At 59.2% G+C, this 24,235-nt stretch carries 29 protein-coding genes and 1 pseudogene; 8 read left to right on the top strand and 22 right to left on the bottom strand.

The annotated features are described in order from the left end of the window. Positions 1-74 precede the first annotated feature (74 nt). From AC1D06_RS26730 to AC1D06_RS26720, 3 genes are all read left to right on the top strand, one after another. Complete coding sequence (locus AC1D06_RS26730; RefSeq protein ID WP_477877251.1) at positions 75-380, top strand: hypothetical protein; 306 nt, start codon at positions 75-77, stop codon at positions 378-380. Between the two features lie 65 nt (positions 381-445). Further along, positions 446-664 carry a hypothetical protein gene (locus AC1D06_RS26725; protein WP_477877252.1) on the top strand — a complete coding sequence of 73 codons (219 nt, stop codon included), beginning with the start codon at positions 446-448 and terminating at the stop codon, positions 662-664. Between the two features lie 392 nt (positions 665-1,056). Continuing rightward, positions 1,057-1,968, top strand: a complete 912-nt coding sequence (locus tag AC1D06_RS26720; RefSeq protein ID WP_477877253.1) for a c-type cytochrome — start codon at positions 1,057-1,059, stop codon at positions 1,966-1,968. Positions 1,969-1,973: 5 nt separating this feature from the next. On the opposite strand, the gene AC1D06_RS26715 is transcribed toward AC1D06_RS26720, so the two are convergent. The 9 genes from AC1D06_RS26715 to AC1D06_RS26675 form a co-directional block, all read right to left on the bottom strand. Next, positions 1,974-2,390 carry a c-type cytochrome gene (locus AC1D06_RS26715; RefSeq protein WP_477877254.1) on the bottom strand — a complete coding sequence of 139 codons (417 nt, stop codon included), beginning with the start codon at positions 2,388-2,390 and terminating at the stop codon, positions 1,974-1,976. Beyond that, entirely contained in the window at positions 2,365-3,255 is an 891-nt protein-coding gene (locus AC1D06_RS26710; protein WP_477988816.1) for a cytochrome c oxidase assembly protein, read from the bottom strand. The genes AC1D06_RS26715 and AC1D06_RS26710 overlap by 26 nt, the downstream gene beginning before the upstream one ends. Further along, entirely contained in the window at positions 3,243-3,554 is a 312-nt protein-coding gene (locus AC1D06_RS26705) for a hypothetical protein (protein ID WP_477988814.1), read from the bottom strand. Before AC1D06_RS26705 ends, AC1D06_RS26710 begins: the two co-directional genes overlap by 13 nt. After that, a complete protein-coding gene (locus AC1D06_RS26700; RefSeq protein ID WP_477988812.1) occupies positions 3,551-4,153 on the bottom strand; it encodes a cytochrome c oxidase subunit 3 in 603 nt (200 codons plus the stop codon). Before AC1D06_RS26700 ends, AC1D06_RS26705 begins: the two co-directional genes overlap by 4 nt. Further along, the gene (gene ctaD / locus AC1D06_RS26695) at positions 4,150-6,060 is read right to left on the bottom strand and encodes a cytochrome c oxidase subunit I (RefSeq protein WP_477988811.1); all 1,911 of its coding nucleotides are present in this window, start codon (positions 6,058-6,060) and stop codon (positions 4,150-4,152) included. The genes AC1D06_RS26700 and ctaD overlap by 4 nt, the downstream gene beginning before the upstream one ends. Then, positions 6,057-7,055: a cytochrome c oxidase subunit II gene (gene coxB, locus AC1D06_RS26690; protein ID WP_477988809.1), complete on the bottom strand. Its 999-nt coding sequence runs from the start codon at positions 7,053-7,055 to the stop codon at positions 6,057-6,059. Before coxB ends, ctaD begins: the two co-directional genes overlap by 4 nt. Next, a complete protein-coding gene (locus AC1D06_RS26685) occupies positions 7,052-7,660 on the bottom strand; it encodes a c-type cytochrome (RefSeq protein WP_477988807.1) in 609 nt (202 codons plus the stop codon). The genes coxB and AC1D06_RS26685 overlap by 4 nt, the downstream gene beginning before the upstream one ends. Before the next feature lie 21 nt (positions 7,661-7,681). After that, complete coding sequence (locus AC1D06_RS26680; protein WP_477988806.1) at positions 7,682-10,078, bottom strand: FdhF/YdeP family oxidoreductase; 2,397 nt, start codon at positions 10,076-10,078, stop codon at positions 7,682-7,684. A gap of 283 nt (positions 10,079-10,361) precedes the next feature. Next, complete coding sequence (locus AC1D06_RS26675) at positions 10,362-10,559, bottom strand: hypothetical protein (RefSeq protein WP_477877262.1); 198 nt, start codon at positions 10,557-10,559, stop codon at positions 10,362-10,364. 167 nt (positions 10,560-10,726) lie between these two features. Here AC1D06_RS26675 and AC1D06_RS26670 point away from each other — a divergent pair, with 167 nt between their 5' ends. Next, on the top strand, positions 10,727-10,999 hold the full coding sequence (locus AC1D06_RS26670; RefSeq protein ID WP_477877263.1) for a DUF6894 family protein: 273 nt from the start codon (positions 10,727-10,729) through the stop codon (positions 10,997-10,999). Positions 11,000-11,012: 13 nt separating this feature from the next. On the opposite strand, the gene AC1D06_RS26665 is transcribed toward AC1D06_RS26670, so the two are convergent. Continuing rightward, positions 11,013-11,711: a Crp/Fnr family transcriptional regulator gene (locus AC1D06_RS26665; RefSeq protein ID WP_477877264.1), complete on the bottom strand. Its 699-nt coding sequence runs from the start codon at positions 11,709-11,711 to the stop codon at positions 11,013-11,015. A gap of 439 nt (positions 11,712-12,150) precedes the next feature. Here AC1D06_RS26665 and AC1D06_RS26660 point away from each other — a divergent pair, with 439 nt between their 5' ends. From AC1D06_RS26660 to AC1D06_RS26650, 3 genes are all read left to right on the top strand, one after another. After that, on the top strand, positions 12,151-12,327 hold the full coding sequence (locus tag AC1D06_RS26660) for a hypothetical protein (RefSeq protein WP_477877265.1): 177 nt from the start codon (positions 12,151-12,153) through the stop codon (positions 12,325-12,327). Positions 12,328-12,410: 83 nt separating this feature from the next. Beyond that, positions 12,411-12,635, top strand: coding sequence for a DUF2934 domain-containing protein (locus tag AC1D06_RS26655; RefSeq protein ID WP_477877266.1), 225 nt, complete (start codon positions 12,411-12,413; stop codon positions 12,633-12,635). Between the two features lie 579 nt (positions 12,636-13,214). After that, on the top strand, positions 13,215-13,610 hold the full coding sequence (locus AC1D06_RS26650) for a hypothetical protein (RefSeq protein ID WP_477877267.1): 396 nt from the start codon (positions 13,215-13,217) through the stop codon (positions 13,608-13,610). Positions 13,611-13,718: 108 nt separating this feature from the next. Here AC1D06_RS26650 and AC1D06_RS26645 read toward each other — a convergent pair whose 3' ends face one another. The 3 genes from AC1D06_RS26645 to AC1D06_RS26635 all read right to left on the bottom strand — a co-directional run bounded on the left by AC1D06_RS26645 (position 13,719) and on the right by AC1D06_RS26635 (position 17,660). Continuing rightward, the gene (locus tag AC1D06_RS26645) at positions 13,719-14,846 is read right to left on the bottom strand and encodes an AI-2E family transporter (RefSeq protein ID WP_477877268.1); all 1,128 of its coding nucleotides are present in this window, start codon (positions 14,844-14,846) and stop codon (positions 13,719-13,721) included. A 922-nt stretch (positions 14,847-15,768) separates the two neighbouring features. Then, a complete protein-coding gene (locus tag AC1D06_RS26640) occupies positions 15,769-16,674 on the bottom strand; it encodes a DUF72 domain-containing protein (protein ID WP_477988804.1) in 906 nt (301 codons plus the stop codon). Positions 16,675-16,796: 122 nt separating this feature from the next. Beyond that, on the bottom strand, positions 16,797-17,660 hold the full coding sequence (locus AC1D06_RS26635; protein WP_477877270.1) for an SDR family oxidoreductase: 864 nt from the start codon (positions 17,658-17,660) through the stop codon (positions 16,797-16,799). 403 nt (positions 17,661-18,063) lie between these two features. Between AC1D06_RS26635 and AC1D06_RS26630 the strand changes: the two genes are divergently transcribed. Further along, positions 18,064-18,294, top strand: coding sequence for a hypothetical protein (locus tag AC1D06_RS26630; RefSeq protein ID WP_477877271.1), 231 nt, complete (start codon positions 18,064-18,066; stop codon positions 18,292-18,294). Positions 18,295-19,053: 759 nt separating this feature from the next. Here the strand turns inward: AC1D06_RS26630 and AC1D06_RS26625 are convergent. From AC1D06_RS26625 to AC1D06_RS26585, 9 genes and pseudogenes are all read right to left on the bottom strand, one after another. Beyond that, a complete protein-coding gene (locus tag AC1D06_RS26625; protein WP_477988802.1) occupies positions 19,054-20,088 on the bottom strand; it encodes a sensor histidine kinase in 1,035 nt (344 codons plus the stop codon). A 77-nt stretch (positions 20,089-20,165) separates the two neighbouring features. After that, on the bottom strand, positions 20,166-20,519 hold the full coding sequence (locus tag AC1D06_RS26620; protein WP_477877273.1) for a response regulator transcription factor: 354 nt from the start codon (positions 20,517-20,519) through the stop codon (positions 20,166-20,168). 465 nt (positions 20,520-20,984) lie between these two features. Then, positions 20,985-21,236 (bottom strand): SOS response-associated peptidase family protein, encoded by a 252-nt coding sequence (locus tag AC1D06_RS26615; protein ID WP_477877274.1) that lies wholly within the window; start codon positions 21,234-21,236, stop codon positions 20,985-20,987. Positions 21,237-21,376: 140 nt separating this feature from the next. Then, entirely contained in the window at positions 21,377-21,652 is a 276-nt protein-coding gene (locus AC1D06_RS26610; RefSeq protein WP_477877275.1) for an SOS response-associated peptidase family protein, read from the bottom strand. Between the two features lie 185 nt (positions 21,653-21,837). Then, entirely contained in the window at positions 21,838-22,059 is a 222-nt protein-coding gene (locus AC1D06_RS26605) for a hypothetical protein (RefSeq protein WP_477877276.1), read from the bottom strand. 365 nt (positions 22,060-22,424) lie between these two features. Next, on the bottom strand, positions 22,425-23,126 hold the full coding sequence (locus AC1D06_RS26600) for an IS6 family transposase (protein WP_477877277.1): 702 nt from the start codon (positions 23,124-23,126) through the stop codon (positions 22,425-22,427). 11 nt (positions 23,127-23,137) lie between these two features. Next, complete coding sequence (locus tag AC1D06_RS26595) at positions 23,138-23,440, bottom strand: plasmid pRiA4b ORF-3 family protein (protein WP_477988800.1); 303 nt, start codon at positions 23,438-23,440, stop codon at positions 23,138-23,140. Next, a pseudogene (locus tag AC1D06_RS26590) lies at positions 23,437-23,574 on the bottom strand (transposase domain-containing protein); the annotation flags it as partial. The pseudogene AC1D06_RS26590 and the gene AC1D06_RS26595, both read right to left, overlap by 4 nt. A 217-nt stretch (positions 23,575-23,791) precedes the next feature. Further along, a partial coding sequence (locus AC1D06_RS26585) for a tyrosine-type recombinase/integrase (RefSeq protein WP_477988798.1) occupies positions 23,792-24,235 on the bottom strand: 444 nt, incomplete at its 5' end.

Raw genomic sequence — 24,235 nt, 5'->3', positions numbered from 1 at the left:
CCCATCGTTTTGGCGGCCGCGTGCGTCGCCGATCCGTCTGCGGAACCTCGCCAACTTCGAGCCGTTGTTGTTGCATGGATAATTCAAAAACCACTGACGCTGGCGGCGACTCCGAGTTGCGCGAACTTGTCGATTTTGAAATCGGCGACATCGTTTCGACTGCACAGGAGCAAGGATTTACCGAGCGGGCGACCCTCAACGCCCTGGCTGCATCGGTCGCGGCACGTTCGTCCGCGTTGGGGGATAAGCCGGATGCCGAAGGTGAGCATCCGCCAGCTGGTCCTCACTCCAAACCAGAGCTGGTGGATCGGGAAAAGACGCCCGGCACCGGAGCGCTTCCCGAGCCCACCGCCGGAGAAGTCGATCCGGGCGTTGGCTAATCTACTTCGCTATTCTTCACGTCCCCCGCCCCCAGGCGCCTCAACAGCTCCGCAGAGATTGATCCATGGATTTCGACCAGTTGCGTAGAATACTCGACGAGCTTGAACCAGGAATGTCGGTAACGCTTCCGAAGGATTGGATCACCTCGGCAGTGCCGGGGGCAGACGAAACCGAACGGGACGTCAACACGATCGAGTTCGTGCTCGAGCACAACTGCACGTGGGAGCGGGACCCCGAGGGGAAGAAGCTGACTTTCGAAAAGCAGGCGCAACCTCGGGATTGAGGGCTATCAGGAGCAGTGTTGCATCAGCCGGATGAGCTGACCCACTTGAATAGCAGATTTCATCTTCGTTGAGCAGTCGAGCAATCTGGCGCTTCGCGTTTTTCCCATTTTTTCCGAGTTGCGACAAAATACCCGCCTCGAAGTGTTCAAAGACTGGTGGGTGGGATATAGGACGCTCGGCAGACCGAGCGCTTATTTACAAGCTTTGCCGCGACGCTATCAATCACCCAGTAACCCCGAAGGGTGCTGCTACGTTGCATTCTCTCGATTTACAGCGCTCGGCCCAAATATAGACGGCGAGGCCCCCCCGGTGACGTTGGAACTCTCTGCGATGGGAACACCGAGCCCGGATCGGTGTTTTGTGCAGGAGTGTCCCTGCAAGGTGCTGTAGAATGCGCATCCCCGTTCCGTTGGCCATCGCGGTTGTCGCATTGGCAGCAATCGGCTCAATCATCTGGGTCGCGACGGCGCCGGCAAAACCGTTTGCGAAGGATGATCCGCTGCTGGCCGGCACCGGCGATCCGGCGCGCGGCCGCCTCGTCTTCGCTGCCGGCGATTGTGCATCCTGCCATGCTGCGCCCGGCCAGCAGGATCGCCTCAGGCTTGGTGGAGGCCTAGCGCTCGCCTCGCCCTATGGGACTTTCCGGGTGCCGAACATCTCGTCCGATATGGCGGACGGTATCGGCGCCTGGAACGTGACGGACCTGGCGAATGCGCTGGTCGCCGGCGTCTCGCCGAAGGACCAGCACTATTATCCAGCATTTCCCTATACCAGTTTCACCGGCATGCAGCCGGGCGATATCAAGGATCTGTTTGCATATCTCCGGACATTGCCGGCCGTGAAGGGCCGTCCGCCGCCGCATGATCTTGCGATGATCTTCAAGATTAGGCGCGGGCTCGGCATCTGGAAGCTCTTGTTTTTCCGCGAGGGCCAGCCCGCCGCGCAGATTGCGAAAGCTGCACCCGACCGAGGACGCTATCTCGTCGAGGCCGTCACCCATTGCGCGGAGTGTCATTCATCGCGCAACAGCTTTGGCGCGATCAAGGCATCGACATTGTTCGCCGGCGGCGTCGACCCGGAGGGCACGGGCTATATCCCGAATATCACCCCCGCTAGGCTCGCCAAATGGTCGGAGCAAGATATTGCCGAGCTGCTGAAGACCGGGAACACGCCGGATCACGGCCGCGTCGGCTCATCGATGGCAGACGTAGTGACGAATACGGCTATGTTGCCTGAGACCGATCGCGAGGCGATCGCCCGCTACGTCAAGGCCCTGCCCTATCGAGAAACACCGAAACCCTGACCGCCTCACTGCGCGTAGAGATAGGCCGCGAGATCGCGCGCCTCGGCTTCGGTTATGCCCGTTGCCGGCATCGCCACATGCGGCGCGAAGGCCTGCGGCGAGACGATCCAGTGGATGAGATTGTCCGGCGTGTTCTCTATGACGCCGGCAATGTAGACGCGCTTCCTGAGGTCTGCGAGAGGCGCTCCCACCTGGCCGTCGGCGCCGGGAATGCCCGGGATGGTGTGGCAGCCGGTGCAGCCATATTTGCGGAACAGTTCTGGCGCCCGGTCGGGATTGCCGCCGGTCGCTGCCTTGGCAACGTCGCGTGTCTGCTGCCTGTCGTTCAGCGCGTCTGCGCCGATGAAGGCGAGGATGACGGCCAATATACCCGCCACCAAGACCAAGCCGCCAAAGTCATGACGAGCGGATGCTTCGGCCATGTAATGCTCCCGTGCCGGACTTGCTGATCCAGAGCGCCAGCAGAACCAAAGCACCGCCGGCATAAATGGTTCCCGCCGGCACCCACATGACGATGCCCGCAAGCTGCTGATCTTCTAGCGGCGTCACGCCCCAACCCGCCGCCATCCTGGTCTGCGCGACATAGAGCACCCGCGGCGCCAGCGCTATCAGCGCGCCGAGAACGCTCGTATGCATCATCGTGACGAACAGATGCCAGGCCGCGATGCCGCGGTCGCTAACCCAGAGCACCGACCACCAGAAGAGAACGGCAGCCAGGAAGAAACTGAGATGCTGCAGCCGATGCAACGTCGTGTTGGTGACCGCGGCGTCGAACAGCAGGGGCACATGCCAGATCCAGATCACCAGCCCGTGCAGCAAGGTCGAGACATTGCCGCGGGTCATGTACCTCCAGACGTCTCGCAATGCCTGGAAAACCCGCAGCACCGAGTGACGGCCGGTTCGCGGCAAAGCCCAGAAGAACGCACCGATGGGTCGAGCGATGACGATCAGCGGCGCCGCCACCGCCATGACGATCTCGTGCTCGATCATATGAACGGTGAAGAGATGTTCGCCGAGCCAGTGCAAGGGCGACACCAGCGCACCGGCCAGCGCCAGCCAGCCGCTACAGAAGGCGAGCGCATGGCTGAACCGATGCTTGCCGGCACGCATCCGCAGCGAAAGCCGCATGGAACCCAGGCCATAGAGCAGCCCGGTCAGCAACAACGGGACGACGATCCAGGGATCGAAGGTCCAGGCGAGTTGGAGCCCATGCGTCTCGTCGCCATGCGCCGCCGCAGTGCCGGCAAATGCCGCGATCAGCAGGCTCGATGCGATCAACGTTCGCATGCATTCAACAGCAGGCTTGCCGCTCCCTGGTAAGCGAGTGCGAGCGAGAAGACCAAGCCGGACAGCACGCCCATCCATCCGAAGAAGATCTGCAGCCGCGACGGCTTCGCCTCGCGCATCGCATACGAAACGAGGGCGCTGCCGAGCGCCAGCACGACCGCTATCCAGGCAACGGCCGCGGTCAGGAGCGCATGCTGCGGGCAATCGACATGCGGCAGGATCAGGCCGAGCTGGGTATTCGCTGCCCATAAAAGCGGCGCCCAGATCAGCCCGGCATATCTGGCGAAAGCGCTACTCATAGCCGTGGCAGCCAGTAGAGGCAGGCATAGATCGGGATCCAGGCGATCACGACGAAATTCCAGTACATGGCATTGTCCTGCACGTCGCCGTAGCGGCGCGGATTGTCGGCGTGGCGCGTGAACATCAGGGCGGTCAGCACCAGCGTGTCCGCCAGGTCGGTGAGGATATGGGTGGTGTGCAGGCCGAGCAGCACCCAGGCCACCGAACCATAGGCATTGTCGTCCCACTTGATCCGGAGCGCCGGGAACTCGAAGATGCGCACCATGAGCGGCAGGATGCCGAGCACCGACATGACGACAAGCCCGATCTTCACCCGGCGCAGATCCTGTTTGCGCGCCCAGGCCGCCACCATCACGTTCGGCACGACGCTCACCAGCAACAACACGGTGAGGATCGTGCCCGGCAGCAGATCGGGCGGCGGTGCATTGATGGGCCAATGCGGCGCGATGCTCATCAGGTAGAGATAGATGGCAATCGTCAGCGCAAAGCCGGTTCCCTCGATCAGCATGAAACCGAGCGTGCCCCACCAGGTGAGGCTGGCCGTGCCCAGACCGTGCAGAGGAAGTTGTGACACATCGAGGACGACGCGTTGCTTCATGAATCATCCTCCGGATCGCCTTTCGGCCAGAACCAGCCGATCAGCGCGATGGCCAACGGAATGGTGCCCCAGACGACCGCCCAGGGTGAAAAGATCGACCAGATCAGCAGAACCGTGGTGGCGATCGCGGCCCAGAACGGCCAGATCGAGTTTTGCGGCGAGGATTCGCGTGCCTCCGGCAGTCCCTCGACGACGCTGGTCACCAGAAGTTCGCGCTGGTCCACCTGAAGCCCTGCGGCCACCGGCAATTCATCCGGATCGGACCATAGCGGTTCGCGCGCGCTGATGACCGGTATGGAACGGAAATTATAGGGCGGCGGCGGCGAAGAGGTCGCCCATTCGAGCGTCGCAGCGCCCCACGGATTCGCACCCGCCAGTGCTCCATGCCGGGCGCTCCTGACGATGTCGATGAAGAACATCAGGAAACCGAGTGTGAGAATGCCAGAACTCAAGCTGACAAACAGATTGAGCCCGCCCCAGGGCATTTCCGGCTGATAGGTATAGATGCGCCGCGGCATGCCTTCGAGCCCGAGGATATGCATCGGGAAGAAGGTCAGATTGAAGCCGGCGAAGACCAGGCCGAACACCCATCGGCCCAGCCGCTCACTCATCATCCGCCCGGTCATCTTGGGAAACCAGTAGTAGACGGCGCCGAGCAGCGGAAATACCGCGCCGCCGACCAGCACATAGTGGAAATGTGCGACGACGAAGTAGGTGTCGTGCACCTGCGTATCGAGCGGAACCGAGGCGACCATGACGCCGGTCAGGCCACCGATCACGAATGTAAAGACGAATCCGATGACGAACAGCAGCGGCACCTTGAACACGGGCCGCCCGTCCCAGAGTGTTGCGAGCCAGCAGAAGATCTGCACGCCCGCGGGCACGGCGATCGACATGCTCGATGCGGTGAAGAAGCTCGCCCCCAGCCGCGGCAGGCCGGCGACGAACATGTGGTGCACCCAGAGGCCGAAGGCGAGAATGCCGGTGGCGATCAGCGCCATCACCATCGGCAGGTAGCCGAAGACCGGGCGCCTGGCAAACGTGCCGACCAGGGTGGAGACCATGCCGACCGCCGGCAGGAAAATGATATAGACCTCCGGATGGCCGAAGAACCAGAACAGGTGCTGCCAGAGCAGCACATCGCCGCCCTCGGCGGGATTGTAGAAATGCGTGCCCACCAGCCTGTCCATGATCAATGTCGAACTCGAGACCATGATCGCCGGCATGGCCATGATCACCAGGAAGGAGGTCACCAGCATCGACCAGACGAATAGCGGAATGCGGTCGAGCGACATGCCCGGCGCCCGCTGCTTGAACACGGTGACGACGATCTCGACCGAAATCGCCAACGCCGAGACTTCGGTGAAGGTGATCATCTGCGCCCAGATGTCCGCCCGTTTGCCGGTGCCATATTCCGGTCCGGAGAGCGGCACATAGGCGAACCAGCCGACATCGGGTCCGACATCGAGCGCAAACGCGATCCATAGCAGCAAGCCCCCCGCGAGATACATCCAGTAGGAAAAGGCGTTCAGGCGCGGGAATGCGATGTTGCGCGTGCCGACCATCAGCGGCACGAGATAGACACCCATGGCTTCCATGACCGGCACGGCGAACAGGAACATCATGTTCGAGCCATGCATGGTGAAGATCTGGTTGTAGCGGTCCGGACCGATGAAGCGCGCTTCTGGCTGCGCCAGTTGGATGCGCATCGCCACTGCCAGCAGCCCGCCGAGCAGCAGGAAGACGAAGGCGGTGGCGACATAGCGCTGCCCGATGATCTTGTGGTCCACCGTCGAAAGCGCCCCCCAGATCCCCGGCTTCGTCTGCCAGGTTTTGGCTAGCCTGCGTTCGAGCTCGGCATTGTCGAACATGCTGTCCAATTGCGGGGGTTTGCTGTCCTCAGTCATTTGAGGCTCTCCAGGTAAGCGGAGAGCGCTCGCAATTCGTCGCTCGTCAGCGGCACCAATGGCWTGTTGTTCCCCGGTTTGAGGGTTTGCGGATCTGCTATCCAGGCGGCGAGCGAGCCGCGCGTCGTCTCGACAAGGCCTGCAGCGATCGTCGTGCGGCTGCCGACATGCGTCAGGTCTGGACCGGTCTTGCCTGCGGCTAACGTCCCGCGGATCGTGTGGCAGGCGGCGCATGGCTTGCTCAGGAACACTGTGTGGCCGGTGCTGGCCTCGGAGTTGATCGAGGCGACAGCCTGCGCGCGCTGCGCCGCTGACCAACGTTCGTAGTCCGCCGCGGTCTCGGCGATCACCAGCACCGCCATATGGCTGTGCTGCAGGCCGCAGAATTCAGCGCATTGCCCGCGATAGACGCCGGGGCGCTCGGCGCGGATCGTCAGGCTGTTGTGCCGGCCGGGCACGAGATCCTGCTTGCCGGCCAGGCTCGGCACCCAGAAGGAATGAATGACGTCTACCCCCTCCAGTTCGAGCCGGACATTCTTTCCGACCGGAATGTGGATCTCGTTGGCGGTTTCGAAAGCGAGCGCCGGGTTCCTGTCGGGATAGATGACCTGCCACCACCATTGCTGGCCGCGTACGCGGATCGTCAATGCGGCGTCACCCATCAAGGCGATCCGGTGGGTTGCGAGAAAACTCGTTAGCGTCAGCCCTGAAACGATCACGACCGTGCCTGCGACGGCAGCCAAGACTGCCAGCCGCAGCGTTCTCTCCTGTTCGGCACCGCCCGGCTGTCCGCTCCCTCGTCTGCGCAGCAGCGCCCAGACAAGCACGCCGACAACCGCCAGCCAGACAACCGTGCAGACCACGGCGAAGACCAGGATCAGGTGCCTGAGTTCGACCGCCACCGCCCCCTGCACATCGAGCGCCGATTGCGGATTGTCGCAGCCGGCCAGGATCAAGGCAGAGACCAGAGATGCCAACCGCCCGATCCACTTCATGGAGACGGTCCTTGATCGACCTTCGCCCCCGAAGGCCCCGGATCAAACTGGATCACCGCCGGGCCGCGGTTTTCCGAAGGCCGCGTATGCTTGTCGTCATTGCGGCTCGGCGCTGTCGTCTGCACCGAATAGGCGCCGATGGTGCGGACATAGCCGGCAAGCTGCCAGATCTCATCGCTCGTCATCTTGTCGCGGAAAGCCGGCATGCCGTGCGGACGGCCGTCGCGGATGGAGGCGACGACCGACACCATTTCTGGCCCGTAAAGCCACCAGCCGTCGAGGAAGGATGGCCCGATGCCGCCGCGGCCATCGCCATGGCAGGCCGCGCAGCCGAACCAGGAATAGAGCCGCTTGCCCTGGCTGAGATCATAGGAATCGCCCTCATAGGGCTTGCCCAGGGCGAAATAGACTTCGGGGGGCGCGCCGCCGATGCCGTTCGGCATCAGCCGGAATTTGTCCAGCTCCGCCGAGAGCGGTGGTGCCAGCCGGAATTCGCGCTCGCCGCGCAGCCAGCCCATCAGAACCGCAGCCGTCACACAGCAAAGGATCGCCGCAAGCACCAGCGCTCCTATCCGCAGTTTTTCTGCCGCCGACTCCCAGGTCATCTCAAACCACGCTCAACGAATTCAGTCGACAGGAATCTCGCGCGAAGCCGTCACGAAGACAGGCAGCAATTTGTAGGAAGGCGTCTTCGATTTGGCATCGTGAAGGGAGAGCGGGAAAAGCGGATTGCATTCGGGGTAATAACCGGCGCAACAGCCTTTCGGTATACCGTATTCGACGATGCGCAGCCCCCTCACCTGACGCAGCGTCTGCGCCTCGATCGCGGTGGTGAGATCGACACTCTGCCCATCGGCAAATCCAAGCGCGGCAATATCCTCCGCATTCATGAACACCACTTTTCGCGTGCCTTCCACGCCGCGGAAGCGGTCGCTGTAGCCGTAAATGGTCGTGTTAAACTGGTCGTTGGAGCGCAGCGTGGCTAGGTGCAATGCAGCGCGGCCCGTCTCGATGGCGAATTCCGGAAACAACCGCTCTGGCGTGATGAAATTCGCCTTGCCGTTCGGCGTCACCCATTTCCGCTCCCGGGCGGGCAAAGGCCGCGGGATCCCGCCGGGACGGAACATGCGCTCGTTGAAATTCTTGAATGTCTCAGGATAGGTCCGCTCGATGGCGTTGCGGATTTCCGCATAATTCGCCAACCAGGCCTCCCACGGCACCTTTGTCTCGCCGAGCGTCGCCTTGGCAATGCCGGCGATGATCGCCGGCTCCGAGAGCAGTTCGGGGCTTGCGGGTGCTGTCATGCCGCGCGAGCCGTGGAAGTGCGCCACCGAGCTTTCGATCGACACGGCCTGCGGGCCACCTTCCTGCTTGTCGACCTCGATCCGGCCGAGGCAGGGCAGAAGATAGGCGATTTCGCCATGGATGACATGGTTGCGATTGAGCTTGGTCGCCACCTGCACGGTGAGCCGCAGTTTTCGCCAGGCGCTCTCCATGACCTCCGTGTCCGGCACGGCCCGCAAGAAATTTCCGCCCAGGCCGAAGAAGGCGCGTGTTTCGCCGCTGATGATCGCCTGGCAGGTCTCGACCGAAGAATGGCCGGTCCAGCGCGGCGGCTCGAACTGATAAAGCTCTGCGAGCTTGTCGAGCGGCACCAGGCCTGGCTTTTCGGTAATGCCGACCGTCCGCTGACCCTGGACATTGGAATGGCCGCGCACGGCGCAGATAGCGGCGCCCGGTTTGCCGATATTGCCGCGCATAAGTGCCAGATTGGCCACCATATGCACGTTGTCAACGCCCATGACATGCTGTGTCAGGCCCATGCCATAGACGATCAGCACGGCGTCGGACTTGGCATAGATCTGTGCCGCCTCGGTCATCTGCTCGCGCGTCAGTCCCGAAACGCGCTCCAGCTCGGACCATTCATGCTGCCGCGCGGCGGCGGCAAAATCTTCGAAGCCCGCCGTGTGCTGCTTGATGAAATCATGGTCGAGCACATGCTTCTTGTCGGCTGCAGCGATTGCGGCGGCAAAGGCGACGGTGCTGGCCTCCGCCGGATTTTTGGGCACGTCATCGTCACCGGACACCTTGCTGGTGCCGGATGCCTTGAGCCAGTCATCGGCCTCGATCAGCGCCTTGCAGACGCCGAACAGAGCCGCGGTGTCGCCGCCATTCCTTACCTGATAATATTCGGAGGAAATCGGCGTTTCCTTGCCCGTTAGCATCTGGCCGGGCGCCTGCGGATTGACGAACCGCTCCAGGCCCCTTTCCCTCAGCATATTGAAGGTGACGATCTTGACGCCGCGCTCGACCGCATCCTGCAGGTCATGAAGCATGCGCGGCGAGGAAGTGCCGACATTCTGGGCGATGTAGAAAATGCAATCCGTGTTCTGGAAGTCGCTGAGGATCGCCGTGCCGACCGACGCGCCGATGCTTTCCGGCAGTCCCACCGATGAACTCTCGTGGCACATGTTGGAACTATCCGGCAGGTTGTTGCTGCCATAGATGCGCGCGAAGAGCTGGTACATGTAGGATGCTTCCAGCGAAGCGCGGCCGGATGTGTAGAAATCCACCTGCTTGGGCGACAGCGCGCGAAGCTCGCGTCCAATCTCCTCGAAGACAGCCTCCCAGGCCACAGGCACATATTTGTCGCTCGCGGCATCCCAACGCATCGGATGCGTCAACCGGCCCTGTTCTTCGAGGTCATGGTCGCGCCAGCCTTCGAGTTCAACCAGGGTGTGGGCCGCGAAGAAGGCGCGGCCGGCGCGGCGGCTTGTCACCTCCCAGGCCGTGGCCTTTGCGCCGTTCTCGCAGAATTCGAGCGGACGGGTTTTGGCGGGCTTGGCCCAGGCGCAACTGACGCACATATAGCCATCGGGCTTGTTCTGGTGGGCGAGCAGCGCGGGGCCTTTAGCCGATACATGTTCGCGCAACAGGATCTGGCTGACGGATTTCGCCGATCCCCAGCCTCCCGCAGGTCCGGAATAAACTTTGATGTGCGGTTTGGTTGGATGGCCTGACATGCTCTGCTCCCGTATTGTGCATTCCTAACGGGGTACGAAACCGCATGTTCCCGCGCCGCTTCCTGCCGTACAGCCAAAGTGGCTGCGCCATTTCACTGCGGTGATGCGAATATTAGAGGGAGGTCGAGAGACCTTCGACGACCGGCCCGAGTGGAATGAGGTCCACGGATGCCCGTCGAAAAACAAGACCGATGATGAAGATCCGCCATGACCAACATGTAACGTGCCGGACGGAATATCGACGAACTCGAGCTTGGATCTTCATCACGCGCAACTTCGTCGGTCAGCTGCAGCGTGTGTTGTCAGAAGCAACATGGCTTTCCTTGGGCCAGCGGTAGGCAATGCAGTCCTCAATCGAGATGAGGACCTCGTCAAGCTGCCAACCGGCCCGCCTAGCGTAGTCAATGATTTCAACGATTTTGTCGTCGATCACATCCCGCAGATCGGGAATCGTCTGGGGGCCTTGGTCGCGGTTTGCCATAGCAAGAGCTCGTTCAATTCAACGCTGTCTAGTAAACGTTTCCGGATTGGGAGCGTTCGTACGCTTAATTGTAAAAGTGGCATACGGTTCCAGCTGGCGGGGGTGGGATCGCAGGTTCGGTCTGAAAGCGTACAGAAGCTCACGAGAGCTGAATGGGAACCGTTAGAGTGGAAAGCAACTATGGTGGTCATCCGGAGTTTGAAATGCCACGCTATTTTTTCCATATGCGCGAAGGCGATGATTTCATTGAGGACTTGGAGGGTATTGATTTACCTGACGCCGCATCCGTTCACGACGAGGCGATCCAGGCCGCACGGGAAATCATGGCGGATCGGATCAGATCAGGCCAAGTGCTGGACGCACAGGAATTCCTGATCTTCGACGAGAACGGCAAGCAGATTTCCCAGTTTCCGTTCAGAGCGGCTTTGCATCTCGAATAGCGATGAGGTTGGTTCACTGGCCGAGCAGAACACGCCGATACTCCGCCTCAGCCAACCCGTAGCATCCCTCGGCGATCTTTTCCAATCGAGGGCGATCCCGCACTGTGATTAGCCCGCGATCAGCGCGGACCAGATGATCGCCCTCCAGAATATGGATCGCGTTTGTAACGCCGGAGCGACGGACCCCTAGCATCAGGGCCAGGAAATCGTGTGTGAGAGCGATCTCGTCACCCTCGATCCTGTCGTGCGCCATGAGAATCCAGCGTGCCAGTCGTTGGTGGATATCGTACCGGCCGTCCGACAGCGTGGTCGCTGCGATCTGGATCATGAAGACGTGCACGAAGCGGAGTATCAGCGATCTGATTTCGACGCTTTTTTCCATCGCTCCATGAAGATCCGAAGCCCGGACACGCAAGGCGTGTCCGCCGATCTCCATAAAAGCTTTATGAGGGCTGCTCGGCACGCCAAGGACGACCGGCAGCCCTGAGCATCCTTCCTTGCCGATGCAGCCGACCTCGATTTTTTCGCCGGCACTGTCCGTTACGATCTCCGAGGAGAGTCCACCCTCAAAGAAATAAACGTGTTCAATCGGTTCGTACGGCTCATGCAGCACCGCGCGCGTTTCGAGATCAACTGGCGTCAGCAATGGATCAATGTGTGAAGCCTGTTCTGCCGACAAAAGGGAGAGCAGTCCGTTGATGTGGTTATACATTGCATTTTCCTCACAGCCAGGCGGCTCGATTGCGGAAGCAAAATCATCCCTCGATTGAGGTAAAACGGTCGATCTCGAAGCCGGTTCAAAAGCGCTCGGTGGTTACGCGAGCAGCGAGCAAGACAGGCTGCACCGAGCGCCGGTAATCTGGGATCTCCATGGAAAAAGAGGACCGCCGGACGGGATGGGAACTCGCCTGCCATTTGGTTGACCACGGGGAGAAATCACAGAAAATCCCATATCTTTCGTGCCGCCATGTCCCGTTGACATGGGCGCTCCAACCAAGCGCCTGCCGTTTTGATGTTCCTAGTCGATCTCTGCTTCAGCATCACTGTACGCTATCGCTCCATGGTAATTCTCTAGGAACACACCGCCTTGAGGACGGTTGAGCTATGCGAGGCCGCTGTTGGTCTCATCGGGTAATTCAAGGAGAAATAGCATGGCAACTCAAGGTGGATCACACGAGCAGCACGTTAAAGCAGGCCAGCAAACCCACAAGAATGCAGGTGCTTCTTCCTCAAGCTCCAATGATGACAAGTCGGGCAACAGTGCGCGCGGCGGCAAGAACGAGCAGCAGTCGAAGGCTGGTGAGCAAAGCCTTAAGAACAGCAAGTGACACTGCCAGATGAAAGGCCCGCCCGACGCGGGTGTTTCACCCTTATCGCAATGTCCCCGTGAAAATATTGTCGAGCGGTTTGAATGGATGACCAAGGTGAGAATTTTATCCGTGCGCGAGCCCACGCGATCTGGCTCCAAGCCGGCATGCCAGTAGGGCGGGATTTGGAAAACTGGCTACAGGCAGAGAGTGAGCTTGCAGCTTTCACTCAGAGCGTAAACGGGTCGAAGCGAAACCGTTGGCATTGGTACAAGCCACGCCGCAAGACAGATCGGCAAGCGACACCAACACGCATCGCCAGAAACTGACGATCGACGCAATCTCGGTTGCTAGACCACGATCAAAAAGAAGCGCGGGGTCATTTGCTCGATTCTAACCAGCAAAGACGCGTCGGCGTCGAACGGCAGCCGCAAGCGATGATGAGGCGCTCTCTCTGACGCGATTCGATCGCAAAGCAACCAACCCAGTCCAAAGGTAAGATCATGATCGACCGGCACAATGCTACCTCTGAACATCATCGTCTCGATACGGAGGCTAACGGATGCAGCGGCGATGGTTCTCCCCGCGATGAAAGCTCGAAAGAAGACGTTTCGTCACTCGACCAGCGCCGCCCGCCGGGTATATCCCCTCGCGATGCAAGGCTTTTGATCAGCGGCTCCCCGATATCAAATCGTGGGTCGGATCTGGCTAGCGCAAGTCGCCGTAGCGGCGGAAGTGCGAACGACCCTCACGGGGGCCATGAGCGGCCCGACAATGAGTTCAGGACTTCTGAGGCAGATCCCGTCCAGGAGCTTGTTCCCGGTGGCCAAGGCGCCGAGCGGCCGCCATATGGCCAGCAACAATTAGAAGAGGGATTGCGGGACACGAAAACTCCGGAGGCCACTCGCATGACGGATGATGTCGCTACAGCCCCCGACCTAGTTGACGACGACACTCGCTCCTCGGCTCTCGAACCGCGGATCGATCCGACCTCGATCGAGGGAATTTATCGTAAAGGAATGGCCGAGGGTGGTGCGGGAGCGAATGCTGGCAACCCCCGATCTCCACAGGGCGTTGAGATCGTTCCATCTTTCTCATTGGCGTATACAGACAGTCAGAAACCCAACCTGCCGGATGCTGTCGATGAAGAGATGACCCGCATCGCGGACGGAGCCGGTATCGGCCAAGAGCCAGTTGAGCGCCGCGCCAACACTATGATTTTTGACAAGCGCGAGGGCAACTTCGTTATCCAGCACGAGGAGCATGGGACTGGCGTTACGTCACAGGACCATACTGCCTCGTAGACGCTCGACGCCGCTGGCGGCAGTGGCACCTGACCCCAGAACCAGATGTACCGTCGTCCTCAAGCGGGCTTGTCGAACAGCGACGACACGGCGTCTCACTCGAAACACTTAGAAGGCAGGATCGTCGATTGCGTCTTTCTGGATCGGCTTTTCCGCCGTAAGGAAATTGCCGACCGGGTGCAGCGACTCAAAATTGTCGCAAGCGACTTTGATAATCACCAGGATCGGCACTGCCATAAGTGCGCCGACAAAGCCCCAGAGCCAGGACCAGAAAGAGATCGAGATGAACACGAACACGGCGTTCAGTTCCAGTCTCCTTCCCAGAAGCATCGGCGTCAGGAACTGGCCCTCCAGAATATGGACCAATAGAATGAAGCCCGGGGCAATCAAAGCGTAAAAAGTGTCGTCGAATGTGGCGATCGATATCGCGCCCACCAAGACGATGGCGACGAGCGCGCCCACATAGGGCAAGTAGTTGAGGACCGCAGACGCCACGCCCCAAACCAGAGCGTTCGGCATCCCGAGCAGCCACATTCCCGAGCCCACGACGATTCCGACGATGATGTTGATCACCGTGATTGTAAAGAGGTAGCGTGATATCTCCGACTGAACGTTGTAGATGACCTTGAGCGCCTTCTTCTTGTCGCTGAGGTTGGGGAACACCTGGATTATCTTCTGGTAAAACAGGGTTCCGGACGCGAGCAGAAAAAGCGAGAGCACGAAGGTCACTGCAAGCGTGGTGCCTACCGAAAGGAGGTTTCCCGCTGCTCGCGAGACTATGCCTGGCTGAGCAACTACCACCTTCTGGGTGGTGGCGTCGTCGACGTTCTCTGAAACCTTGTCAATTTGGGCGGTCGCCTTTATCGCCTTATCGAACATGTGCCGAACTGTGTCGGCCCGTTCGCGCAGTTTGTCGCCGATTTCAGGCGCGTCGCTTATCATTTGAGAAATGGGGCCACTTGTGAAATAGCCAAGGGTTCCGAGGCAAAAGGCCGAGATGACTATGAGAATAGTCGCCCCCACCGCGGACGGTACGCCCCACTTTCCGATGTACCGTACGACCGGGGTGAGTGTCGTCGCCAAGATGAAAGCAAGGAAGACGGGCGTGAGGAAATCCCGGCCGATGTAAAGGCCATAAACCGCCAACATTAGGAATATGCCGACGATGTAGGGATGGGATCGCTTTGCCGGGGTGAGCCGGCGCGACCACCGCTTCTTGACACTATCCCCGGACATGAGTTTCTCCGTATAGCATTACGCGAATTTGCCGCTGCATTTGGCTGCGGGCATTGTCCGGATCGTCGGGCAGGCCTTTTCGTGCCTGAATAGGTTGTTCGCCCTTTGCGACGATCGCGGCACCGCTCCCGCTTTTCTGACCACCCCAGATCGCACCGTAGCTTGCAGCCTCGATTTCCTCGGCGGAAATTACTGTCGGGAGCATTCAGTTGCTGCAGGCAAACCACTCCGGGAGATGCCTTAGCGAGCCACCGCAGAAATACTTGTAGGCGGACGTGCACGCCGTTGAGATTGTGAGTGGCGATCCTCAAGTCGTGGACTCTTCCGAGCGAAAGAATACCTCCCACAATGATGCATTCGCTCAATGCCCATCGACATGAGAAGGTTCCGGATGCACCAGAACTGCGCAAGTCGAACTGTTAATCTTCGGCCGGCCCCCTGATCCGGTGGCTGCACTGAAACCGACATGAACCGGATTGGAGATTGTGGCGGGCCGCGCCCCGCGCGGGAATGCTCGCGCATCAGCTCTTGATTGCCCTGCCACCGGCTGCAAGCAACGCCGCTGTTACAACCCGCCATAACTCAGCACGATCTAATACCTCATATAAGTTCATCCGATCGGGCAAATCAATTAATTCCAGTCCTCGACAGGCTGAACAGAGAATCGCACTCAGCTTCGGTGCTCTGGTTTCACCAGGGCGGCGGCCCGAAGTTGAACCTACTCTCAAAGCGAATCTGAACATCGGTCAAGCACGACGATTGGCGGCGCTCGTCGTGTACCTTATCAATCGAGAACAACGCAAAGCCGGTGCACAGGGGACGTGCGCCGGCTTTTCTTGTTTCACGCTGAATCTTTTGCCCGAAGACGGCGATTGCAGAGCAGTACCTCTCGATGGCCGAGCACGGATAACCGAGCCACTCGCTACCATGGCATCTCATCGTCATGTTTGATCAGCAGCAAGGTCGCCAACATCTTGGCGTTCTTGGTTGCATATCCGTCGCGATCGTTATTGAAGTAGATCCAGACGGTTTTGGCCCCGCTGTCGACGATGCGCGCAGCCCAAACAGCCAGCTCAGCCTCGCTGTAGTCATGGCGGTACCACTGGTTGACGCCGTGAAAACGGATGTAGACATCATCAGCAGTCTTGACCAACTCGTCGGGCAGGCGCGGTCCACTGGGCGAGCAGAATATCGCTCCAGCGGCTCGAAACGCGGCGTAGACGTGCTCATTCCACCAGCTCTTGTGGCGGAATTCCACGACATTGCGATGGCGAGGATCCAATTGTCCGAGGATCAGTTCGAGCTTGCGGGGATCATAGCGAACGCTCGGCGGAAGCTGGAACAGGAAACAACCCATTTGAGGCCCGAGCAAATCCGCAATATATCCGAAATCGTCGACAAGTTCCTGCGTTTCTTCAAATCGCCGCACATGCGTGATCAGTTCGCAAACTTTGATCGTATAGACAAAATCCTCGCGAGCCTGGCGCAGCCATGTCCTGACCGTCGCGACGGTCGGCCAGGAATAAAATGGCGCGTTCAGCTCAACCGTGTGGAATTCACGCTGGTATATCGAGAACCACTCATCGCGCGGCACGTCGTCCGGATAGAACTTACCTTTCCAATGCCAATAGTACCAGCCCGAACAGCCTATATTGACCCGGGACGAAGGATGAGCCGCTCGCCCTGGAGGCGTCGCTTCAGACTGGCTTTTCAGCCTCGCAGCATGCATTCGGCTGGCGCGGTCCAAATTAGCCTGCCTCTGAGCTTCGCGTCGCGCAGCCCGCCGCTCGCGTCGCTGCTGAATTTCCTCTGGCGAGCGATCAGGCATGGATGTTTCCGACTATCTTGTGCGTGAGCTGTTAATATCGTTTGCCGACGCGGCCAATTGGCCGCCTTCGCGCACCAATCCAGGCGACTTGTCAACCACAACTTTTCGACGATGGTCGATAGTTAAATCATGATTTCCCCGCCCGTGACGGGTATGACGGCTCCCGTCATATAGCTGCCGTCCTCGGACGCCAGCAGCACGTAGGCGCCAGCCAGTTCGGCGGGCTGACCCGCACGACCGATTAATGTTTTGCTGCCGAACAATGCCGACTTCTCCGAAGGCATCGTGGAGGGAATCAGCGGCGTCCAAATGGGCCCAGGTGCGACAGCATTGACCCGAATGCCTTTATCGGCGAGCATTTCCGCGAGCCCGGCCGTGAAATTCGAAACAGCTCCTTTGGTCGAGGCGTAGGCGAGAAGATGTGACGATGGCTGCCGAGACTGGATCGACGTCGTATTGATGATCGATGCACCCGGTTTCATATGCGGAACCGCAGCTTTCGCAAGAAAGAACGGCGCGTAGATATTTGTCCGAAACGTCTCGTCCCACTCGTCGGCGGTTATGTCGCTAATGGAAGAATACGTCCTTTGAAAGGCCGCGTTGTTGACGAGGATGTCGATCCCGCCCAACTCGGAAACGGCCCGCTTCACGAGAGAAACGCAGTGGTCCTCGGACTTTATGTCACCGGCCACGACAATAGCGCGGCGTCCGGCGGCTTCGACCCACCTTGCAGTTTCACTCGCGTCTTCGTCCTCGTTCAAATACGAGATTAGTACATCAGCACCCTCACGGGCATACGCTATCGCGACTGCGCGTCCAATTCCCGAGTCCGCCCCTGTGATTACGGCAGCTTTGCCCTTGAGTTTGCCACTGCCCTTGTAACTGTCTTCGCCATGATCGGGCACGGGGTCCATGAGCTTGGTTTCGCCCGGGGGAGACTGTTGTTGCTTCGCTTGCGGAGGCATAGGATATTTGTTGTCTGACATGGTTGTTTCCTTCCAATTGATCGTGACAACAACCCCGCGCTCGAGATGTTCCTGCCGGAAGGCCTTTTCCCCTTTGGTAATCTTCAGCCTGCGTGAAGGCTCTGGCCTGATGCCGCTCGGCCGTCCGGTTGGAGTCGAACGCCGTGTTCGTTTATTTCCATCTCATTCTGGTCGTTGCTCTGGGGATTTGTTGGGGCGCTGATGGCTGTCCATATCCTCGTCATCATCAAGGTGGCCTGCGACAACATTCAAGCTTTGAGCCCTGTCGGAGCTTCCTTCCGGGCGACCCGTTCCGTCCCTGATAGGGCCTCGAACGAATTTGCTGGTGATGCCCATCGAGCAGCTCTGGAACCATCCATGCCTGGCCCCGTTTGCAATGCATAAAATCGCAAAGGAGTCTAAGATGAAGACGGTCATTGGACTTGGCCTCGTTGCCATGTTTTCTTTCGCCAGCATCGCTGCTGCGGACGACGTCACGATTATAAAGCGCCATACCGACCCCGACCCTGATACGACGGGGAGCATTGTGCTGAAGCAACGCAATCCTGACGTCGTGGTCAAGAAGAAGGTGATCATCAAGGAAAACGACGACAATCACGGGGTGGTGATCAAGGGCAACGATGACGAAGATTGAATTTCTTCACGTGCGCCGAACGTGTATGGCGAGGGCCTGACTTAGCCATGGCTTCGCAATCGTTTGCGTACCGTGTCGCCGCCAGCTCGCTTAACCGAGGTGACGGCGACCGTACATTGCGTAATGATTTCATGTCGTTCGTCTACATGCGGCCACGCGCTTGATTTGATTTGCATAGCAACGCTAAGTTCATTTAGAGGGCCATCAAGCTTGGGTTTCGACCAATTTGATCGCAGGGCCATCACCCCTAGCCATGAAATGTTTCAAGCGCACGCTGCGACGTACTCAATCAGAGGGAAGCCGAGCGGTGCAAGGCTGACGGCATCCCTGAATGCAATGTTGCTACTCCGAAATGCGTCTCTGCCACTCTCTCAACTGATCACTGTCGGGTGTTGCGCGGCGGTCCCCCCTCACCGGCGACAGGATTAGGGAGCAGTCGGCCCTGAGCGGCCAGCGACTTTGCAAATCCCCGGGCCGCCGGCCGCTTCCTCGGTAAGCGAAATCCTCGCTCGACCAGACCACGGACCATTGGCTGCGGGTCGGCGGGGCGAGCAGCGGATCGGCGAGGCCGGTGATGGTGATGCCGGGCCGAGGTTCACTATGAGCAGCCGCTCGTCTTCGGGCATCCCGACGAAAACGCGCAGCAAGAATGCCTTTTCACCGATTACGCCTGCGTCCCGGCGGCTGCCAGCAATCGGGGCGCACTGAGCGGGCTAAGACTTCGACGGGAATGCAAAGCGACCACGATGGGAAAGGCGCTCAACACGTTGATCTAATAAGAGCTAGATCGTTTTCAAACTGGACTTTGGACAGCGGCATATCCGCCTCAAGGACAAAGCCGCTTGTTTCGTATGAAAAGTCCAGGTCGCCATAGCTGCGGAGGCTGGCAGAAACCAGCTGTGAGCCAAAACCCTTGCGAACCGGTGCCGACACTGCTGGCCCGCCGATTTCCCTCCACGACGACAAAAGGTGGTCGCCATCGTCACGGCGCTCAATCCGCCACCTGATCTCCACATATCCGCTCTCGTTCGACAGCGCTCCGTATTTGCAGGCGTTGGTCAGAAGCTCGTGAAGCACCATGGAGAACGACAGGGCCGCTTCTGGACCGAGCGTCACTTTCGGACCGCCCGTTTTGATGCGGTCACTCGCTTCCAAGCCGATGGCTGCTTTCGCAGCCTCGACGATATTTTCGAGCGTTGCACTGAGCCATTGTTTCTGAAGTAGGATGTCGTGAGCATTGGAATAGGCCGATATACGGGATTGGATTTTTTCACGCGCGTCGTGGAGCGAAGCCGAGTTTCTCATCGATTGTGTCACAATGGATTGGACGACAGAGAGAGTGTTTTTCATACGATGATTGAGTTCGTGCATCATCAATCGCTGACGTTCTGCCTGTTCCCGCTCTCCGGTTCTGTCGCGAAGAATCTTGACGAAGCCGATTACCTTGTCGTCCACGGTTTTCAACGCCATCATCTCGCCAGACGCCCAGAAGCGCGATCCGTCTGCGCGCAAATGCCACCGCTCGTCACTGCCTCGGCCTCGGTGAAGGGCGGCGGTCATCTCTGACTGGGGCACTCCCCGTTCCCGGTCCTCCTCGATAAAGAAAGACGTAGCCGGTTTGCCGATCATTTCTTCGGCCGTCCAGCCCAGCACCTTGTGGGCGCCCTCGTTCCAGCTCGTAACCAGACCATCGAGATCCATCGAAATTATCGCATAGTCGATGGCGCTCTGCACAATAGCTTCGAGGAAGCGTTCCCGCGAAGAAATCCGGTCAGAYGGGAGTTCGATTTTCACGGTATTCCTTTCCAGGCAGTGCACATGAGAAGAGCATCGAAGCAGCTTTGTCCGGCTTGCCAGAATGGTCCTCAGCCTCACTTTTTGGACAACGCGTTTAAGCGAGCGACAATATCCGAGAAGCTGTAGGGTTTCGAGAAGAATTCGGCGTCTGGTGGCAACTCTATGTCACCCGGGGCCAAGCGGCCCGAAGCCACGATGATGCCGGCTTGGGGAAACCTCTCAGCGACGGCGCGCGCCAGATCGACACCCGACAATCTGCCAGGCATCTGGATATCGGTGAAAAGGAAATGGATCGTCTGCTCTTTGATTATGCCGATCGCCTCGTCGGCCGAGGCAGCTTGGATGACTTCGAACCCCGCGTCCTCCAGCGCGTCGATAATGGTCAAGCGAATCAACACCTCGTCCTCGACCACAAGCACTCTGCGCATTTCCACTTTCCTCGGGTGACATGCTGTTCACGACCGAAATGAGATCGCTCCGCTTAAGTTCCCGCACGTTCGGCAGTGCGTTGGCAGAGAACATAACGAACCAGCAACGCGCCGAACGCATAGAGTGTTTTGGCAGCGAATGACGATCGTTGCCAGGCAAAGACGGCTAGCAAGAGTTAGCGATTATGTCTCCCTCGGCTTTCCCTATCCACGAAGAGAGCAATCTTCGACTGCGTCTCCTCCATCCCGAAGAGCTTCAGCATGCAGTTGTCAGCAAGATCGACGATGGCGGCCGCGGCTTCAGCGGGCGTCCAATCTGCGGCGATGCTGCATCCATGATATCGTTGAAATGATCTTCCATGGACTCGTAACACTCCAGGAAGCGATCATCGCAATAGCCTTGTAGGCACGGACGGTTCATTTATTTCTCCTGCCGACCCAACGAAGTCAGGAATCACCGGTTCCCTACAGCGGATTGACGCATCCGGGATCACCGTCGAACTTAGACGAATTCACATCTCGCGACACGCGGTGAAATTGCAGTTGACCGTTCAAATTGTGCCCCGCCAACATCGGCTTGAGATCGGCATGCGGCGTTTCTTTGGACAGCCAAGCGTCGTAAAATTCCGGATCGTGGATGTATGCAATGCGGTCATGAAGCTGGTTCGTGGGCGCGACGGCCTGGCCGGTGATGATCGTGCAGCTGTAGACATCCATTGCAATGTTATAGGCTCAGAGACCCGCAAATGCGAACGGCGTCGGGCCGGGCAGAAAGATGAACCATGGGTCTTTGCCGCCATCCTCGCCTTGGTCCACTCGTAATATCCGTCGGCGGGGATCAAACAGCGCTTCGGTTTCTAAGCGTCTTTGAAGGCGCCCGACGTGTCGACTGTTTCGACCTGGGCATTGAACATCGCAGCCTTCGGCATCTCCTTCGCCCAACTCGGCACAAGCCACCAGCGGCCCTCTCTCAGCACCTGCTGACCGTCGGCGTCATGATGGATGAACGGCACCGTTTGCGTCGGCGCGATGTTATAGCGGGCCGGAACGTTCCGGCCGAACCAGGGATCGGTCAACCGATAGGGTCGGATCAATTCCGGCCACGGCAGCATTTCGGTACAGCGCCCGCACATCTCACCCCTGCTTTGTACGCTATCTGACGGTACCGGAACGCTCCGCAGTCGCAAGCGTTAATCAGAGCTGCCAGGCTCGGTTTACCATCTCCCCTCTACGGTATCCGCCCCCGAGCCGTGTACAAGGCCCACCGCGAGCCCCTCTGCGGTGGGCTTTTTCTCTTGCGCTCGCCTTGAATTGCGGATCAGGGGTGTCGACTGAAGCGCAGCACCGCTGCCTCGTGGCAATAGATCAAAAGGTGGTCTCGATCGGTTATGCCCGCGCGATAAGCGCGAAGCACAAACTCCGCAAATTCCTTGTCGTTCGATGTCGTCCGGAGGAACCAGGGCTCACGGACTACCGCATTGAAGACATCTTGCACGACTTCCATCTCCTGAGGCAGCATCACCAGTCCAGTAAACGGCATTTTCAGCCTCCCTCATTTCCTCCTCAGCCAATTCTAATACGTTTCTGGCGCAATGCCAGGATGGCGAAGAGACCCTCCAAGACTCCGAAATCCGCACCGTTGCTGCGAGACGCTGAAGCGCCGCTCGTTTCGCGTCCTGTCCGCGTCCGGCGGCCGGAGCCGCCTGAACTTCCCTTTGACCCTATGCCAGAGCGAATTGAGCCATGCCTGGCTCAGCTCGTCGACAAGCCACCGTCGGGCGACCAATGGTCTTTCGAAATCAAATGGGATGGCTACCGCATGGCGGTGCGTGTCGAGCCGCAGCGAGTCCGGCATCGTAAACTTAATGGGCGAGAGGCAATGGGAGCCCGCTTGCGTCATGACGGTCACACCCGCGCGATTTCAGCCCACAGGTTCATCGCCTCTGAACGCAGTTCGCGATGGTGGCTGGATGAGATGTCGTGGCGGGGGATGTGGAAGAGGTTGGCGATCGGATCATGGATGGAGACGAAGCGCTGTAGATGTCGCTGTGACTTGAAGCGTTTCATGATCCGTTCCCGTCGCCGGAATGGCTGGTGGGAGTTCTCCGCTCGATTGTTCAAGCCTTTGTGGTAACGATGTTCGACACCCGGCATGATCTCGCGCTTTGCAGCGTCGTAGGATCGGAGTTTGTCGGTGATCATCACCCGCGGCGGGTGCCTCTGGCTCTTCAACAGCTTGCGCATCAAGCGCTTGGCTGCCTTGGCGTTGCGACGACTTTGGACCAGAACGTCGAGGACGAAACCATCCTGATCGACTGCGCGCCAGAGCCAGTGCTTCTTGCCGCCGATCGCAACGACGGCCTCGTCAAGGTGCCACTTGTCGCCCAGCCGACCGGCGGAGCGGCTGCGGATCTCATTGGCGAAGGCGCGGCCGAATTTCTCTGCCCACAGACGAACCGTCTGATGCGAGACAATGATGCCTCGGGCCGCCAGCATGTCCTCGACCATCCGCAGGCTGAGGGGAAAACGGAAGTAGAGCCACACAGCATGGGCTATGATCTCGGCTGGGAAACGATGGCGGCGGTAAAGCGGGTCACGGTCTGTCATACCCCGTCATCTCATATCGAAATCCACGATCCGTTAAGTTGACGATGCCCCTTGGATGCCTCCTTGCGTGGTGCTGTCCCCCAGTCCTCGTCCATTGGCAGGCCGTATCTCTGTTTACCGATCGTGAACTCCCACAAGTGAGAGACGAACCAGCCCATCACAGCTTGGATGACGTCGTGCAGCACCTTCAGCGTGATCGACGTCGGCACATCGACTTCGCGCCAGATCAGAGGATCGGTATCCCGCAACTCGATACGGATCGTGGCGATTTCGTTGACGCTATCGGACATGGCAATCTTTGGGGACATGGTCATGCGGCCAATCTCGCAGATTGCGTCTTCCAATTCCAGGGTAGCAGTTCCCCGACCCTGGAGACGGGTATGTCGGCGATGCGGCAGAGCACATCGGCCAGCCAGGCCTGAGGGTCGATGTCATTGAGCTTGGCCGTTTATGCCGACCGGCGAACTATGCCGAGCGCCTCTTCTGATGGAGACGGATCACCGCGCGTTGCCGGGCAGTTCGGCTGGGAGCCGATGGTTGACAGTCGGCATAGTTCTCATGCTCAGAGGGCGTTCAGGAATTCCAGAAGCCGGTCGTTCGGTCGAAATCGCTGAGCCTTGGCACGTTCGTACGGCTTCAGCTTTGCGAGTGCGGATTCCTTCAGTTCAAGATGTGCATGAAGATAGGTCAGCGTTGTCCATCGCCTCGTGGCCCAGCCACAGGGCGATGACCGAGCAGTCGACGCCCGCCTGCTGCAACTCCATTGCAGCGGAGTGCCGCAAGACATGAGGCGACACTCGCTTCGAGCGAAGGGAGATGCAGTGCTCGCGCGCATTGGTGACATATTTGTTCAACAGTGCCTGCACGCCGTCGGCGCTGAGCTTGCCACCGTGCATATTCGGAAAGGGAGCCGTTGCGCCTCGCTTTCCGGGTGGTCGCGTCCCTGGGGGAGGTGTAGCTCGGCGGTAGCGAAGCCGCTCGCGAGCGCGCCCACAACAGCGCCGTAGCGAGTGAGCGGCGTAGCGGGTGGTCATCAATGTTTTTCCGGTAGGGTCGGGTTGTTCAAGCTCAAACCTGATGGAAAGACCACTGATGACCGACGACATGAT

This window comes from Rhizobium sp. P2_G2, assembly GCF_056403555.1.
The sequence above is the reverse complement of the archived record's forward strand: the minus strand, read 5'-3'. Positions and strand labels throughout refer to the sequence as shown.

What these genes read in the sequence shown, in the direction of transcription:
- AC1D06_RS26730 (WP_477877251.1), top strand. Translation starts at nt 75, where the DNA reads ATGGATAATTCAAAAACCACTGACGCTGGCGGCGACTCCGAGTTGCGC.
- AC1D06_RS26725 (WP_477877252.1), top strand. Translation starts at nt 446, where the DNA reads ATGGATTTCGACCAGTTGCGTAGAATACTCGACGAGCTTGAACCAGGA.
- AC1D06_RS26720 (WP_477877253.1), top strand. Translation starts at nt 1,057, where the DNA reads ATGCGCATCCCCGTTCCGTTGGCCATCGCGGTTGTCGCATTGGCAGCA.
- AC1D06_RS26715 (WP_477877254.1), bottom strand. Translation starts at nt 2,390, where the DNA reads ATGGCCGAAGCATCCGCTCGTCATGACTTTGGCGGCTTGGTCTTGGTG.
- AC1D06_RS26710 (WP_477988816.1), bottom strand. Translation starts at nt 3,255, where the DNA reads ATGCGAACGTTGATCGCATCGAGCCTGCTGATCGCGGCATTTGCCGGC.
- AC1D06_RS26705 (WP_477988814.1), bottom strand. Translation starts at nt 3,554, where the DNA reads ATGAGTAGCGCTTTCGCCAGATATGCCGGGCTGATCTGGGCGCCGCTT.
- AC1D06_RS26700 (WP_477988812.1), bottom strand. Translation starts at nt 4,153, where the DNA reads ATGAAGCAACGCGTCGTCCTCGATGTGTCACAACTTCCTCTGCACGGT.
- ctaD (WP_477988811.1), bottom strand. Translation starts at nt 6,060, where the DNA reads ATGACTGAGGACAGCAAACCCCCGCAATTGGACAGCATGTTCGACAAT.
- AC1D06_RS26685 (WP_477988807.1), bottom strand. Translation starts at nt 7,660, where the DNA reads ATGACCTGGGAGTCGGCGGCAGAAAAACTGCGGATAGGAGCGCTGGTG.
- AC1D06_RS26680 (WP_477988806.1), bottom strand. Translation starts at nt 10,078, where the DNA reads ATGTCAGGCCATCCAACCAAACCGCACATCAAAGTTTATTCCGGACCT.
- AC1D06_RS26675 (WP_477877262.1), bottom strand. Translation starts at nt 10,559, where the DNA reads ATGGCAAACCGCGACCAAGGCCCCCAGACGATTCCCGATCTGCGGGAT.
- AC1D06_RS26665 (WP_477877264.1), bottom strand. Translation starts at nt 11,711, where the DNA reads ATGTATAACCACATCAACGGACTGCTCTCCCTTTTGTCGGCAGAACAG.
- AC1D06_RS26660 (WP_477877265.1), top strand. Translation starts at nt 12,151, where the DNA reads ATGGCAACTCAAGGTGGATCACACGAGCAGCACGTTAAAGCAGGCCAG.
- AC1D06_RS26655 (WP_477877266.1), top strand. Translation starts at nt 12,411, where the DNA reads ATGGATGACCAAGGTGAGAATTTTATCCGTGCGCGAGCCCACGCGATC.
- AC1D06_RS26650 (WP_477877267.1), top strand. Translation starts at nt 13,215, where the DNA reads ATGACGGATGATGTCGCTACAGCCCCCGACCTAGTTGACGACGACACT.
- AC1D06_RS26645 (WP_477877268.1), bottom strand. Translation starts at nt 14,846, where the DNA reads ATGTCCGGGGATAGTGTCAAGAAGCGGTGGTCGCGCCGGCTCACCCCG.
- AC1D06_RS26640 (WP_477988804.1), bottom strand. Translation starts at nt 16,674, where the DNA reads ATGCCTGATCGCTCGCCAGAGGAAATTCAGCAGCGACGCGAGCGGCGG.
- AC1D06_RS26635 (WP_477877270.1), bottom strand. Translation starts at nt 17,660, where the DNA reads ATGTCAGACAACAAATATCCTATGCCTCCGCAAGCGAAGCAACAACAG.
- AC1D06_RS26630 (WP_477877271.1), top strand. Translation starts at nt 18,064, where the DNA reads ATGAAGACGGTCATTGGACTTGGCCTCGTTGCCATGTTTTCTTTCGCC.
- AC1D06_RS26620 (WP_477877273.1), bottom strand. Translation starts at nt 20,519, where the DNA reads ATGCGCAGAGTGCTTGTGGTCGAGGACGAGGTGTTGATTCGCTTGACC.
- AC1D06_RS26615 (WP_477877274.1), bottom strand. Translation starts at nt 21,236, where the DNA reads ATGGATGTCTACAGCTGCACGATCATCACCGGCCAGGCCGTCGCGCCC.
- AC1D06_RS26610 (WP_477877275.1), bottom strand. Translation starts at nt 21,652, where the DNA reads ATGTGCGGGCGCTGTACCGAAATGCTGCCGTGGCCGGAATTGATCCGA.
- AC1D06_RS26605 (WP_477877276.1), bottom strand. Translation starts at nt 22,059, where the DNA reads ATGCCGTTTACTGGACTGGTGATGCTGCCTCAGGAGATGGAAGTCGTG.
- AC1D06_RS26600 (WP_477877277.1), bottom strand. Translation starts at nt 23,126, where the DNA reads ATGACAGACCGTGACCCGCTTTACCGCCGCCATCGTTTCCCAGCCGAG.
- AC1D06_RS26595 (WP_477988800.1), bottom strand. Translation starts at nt 23,440, where the DNA reads ATGACCATGTCCCCAAAGATTGCCATGTCCGATAGCGTCAACGAAATC.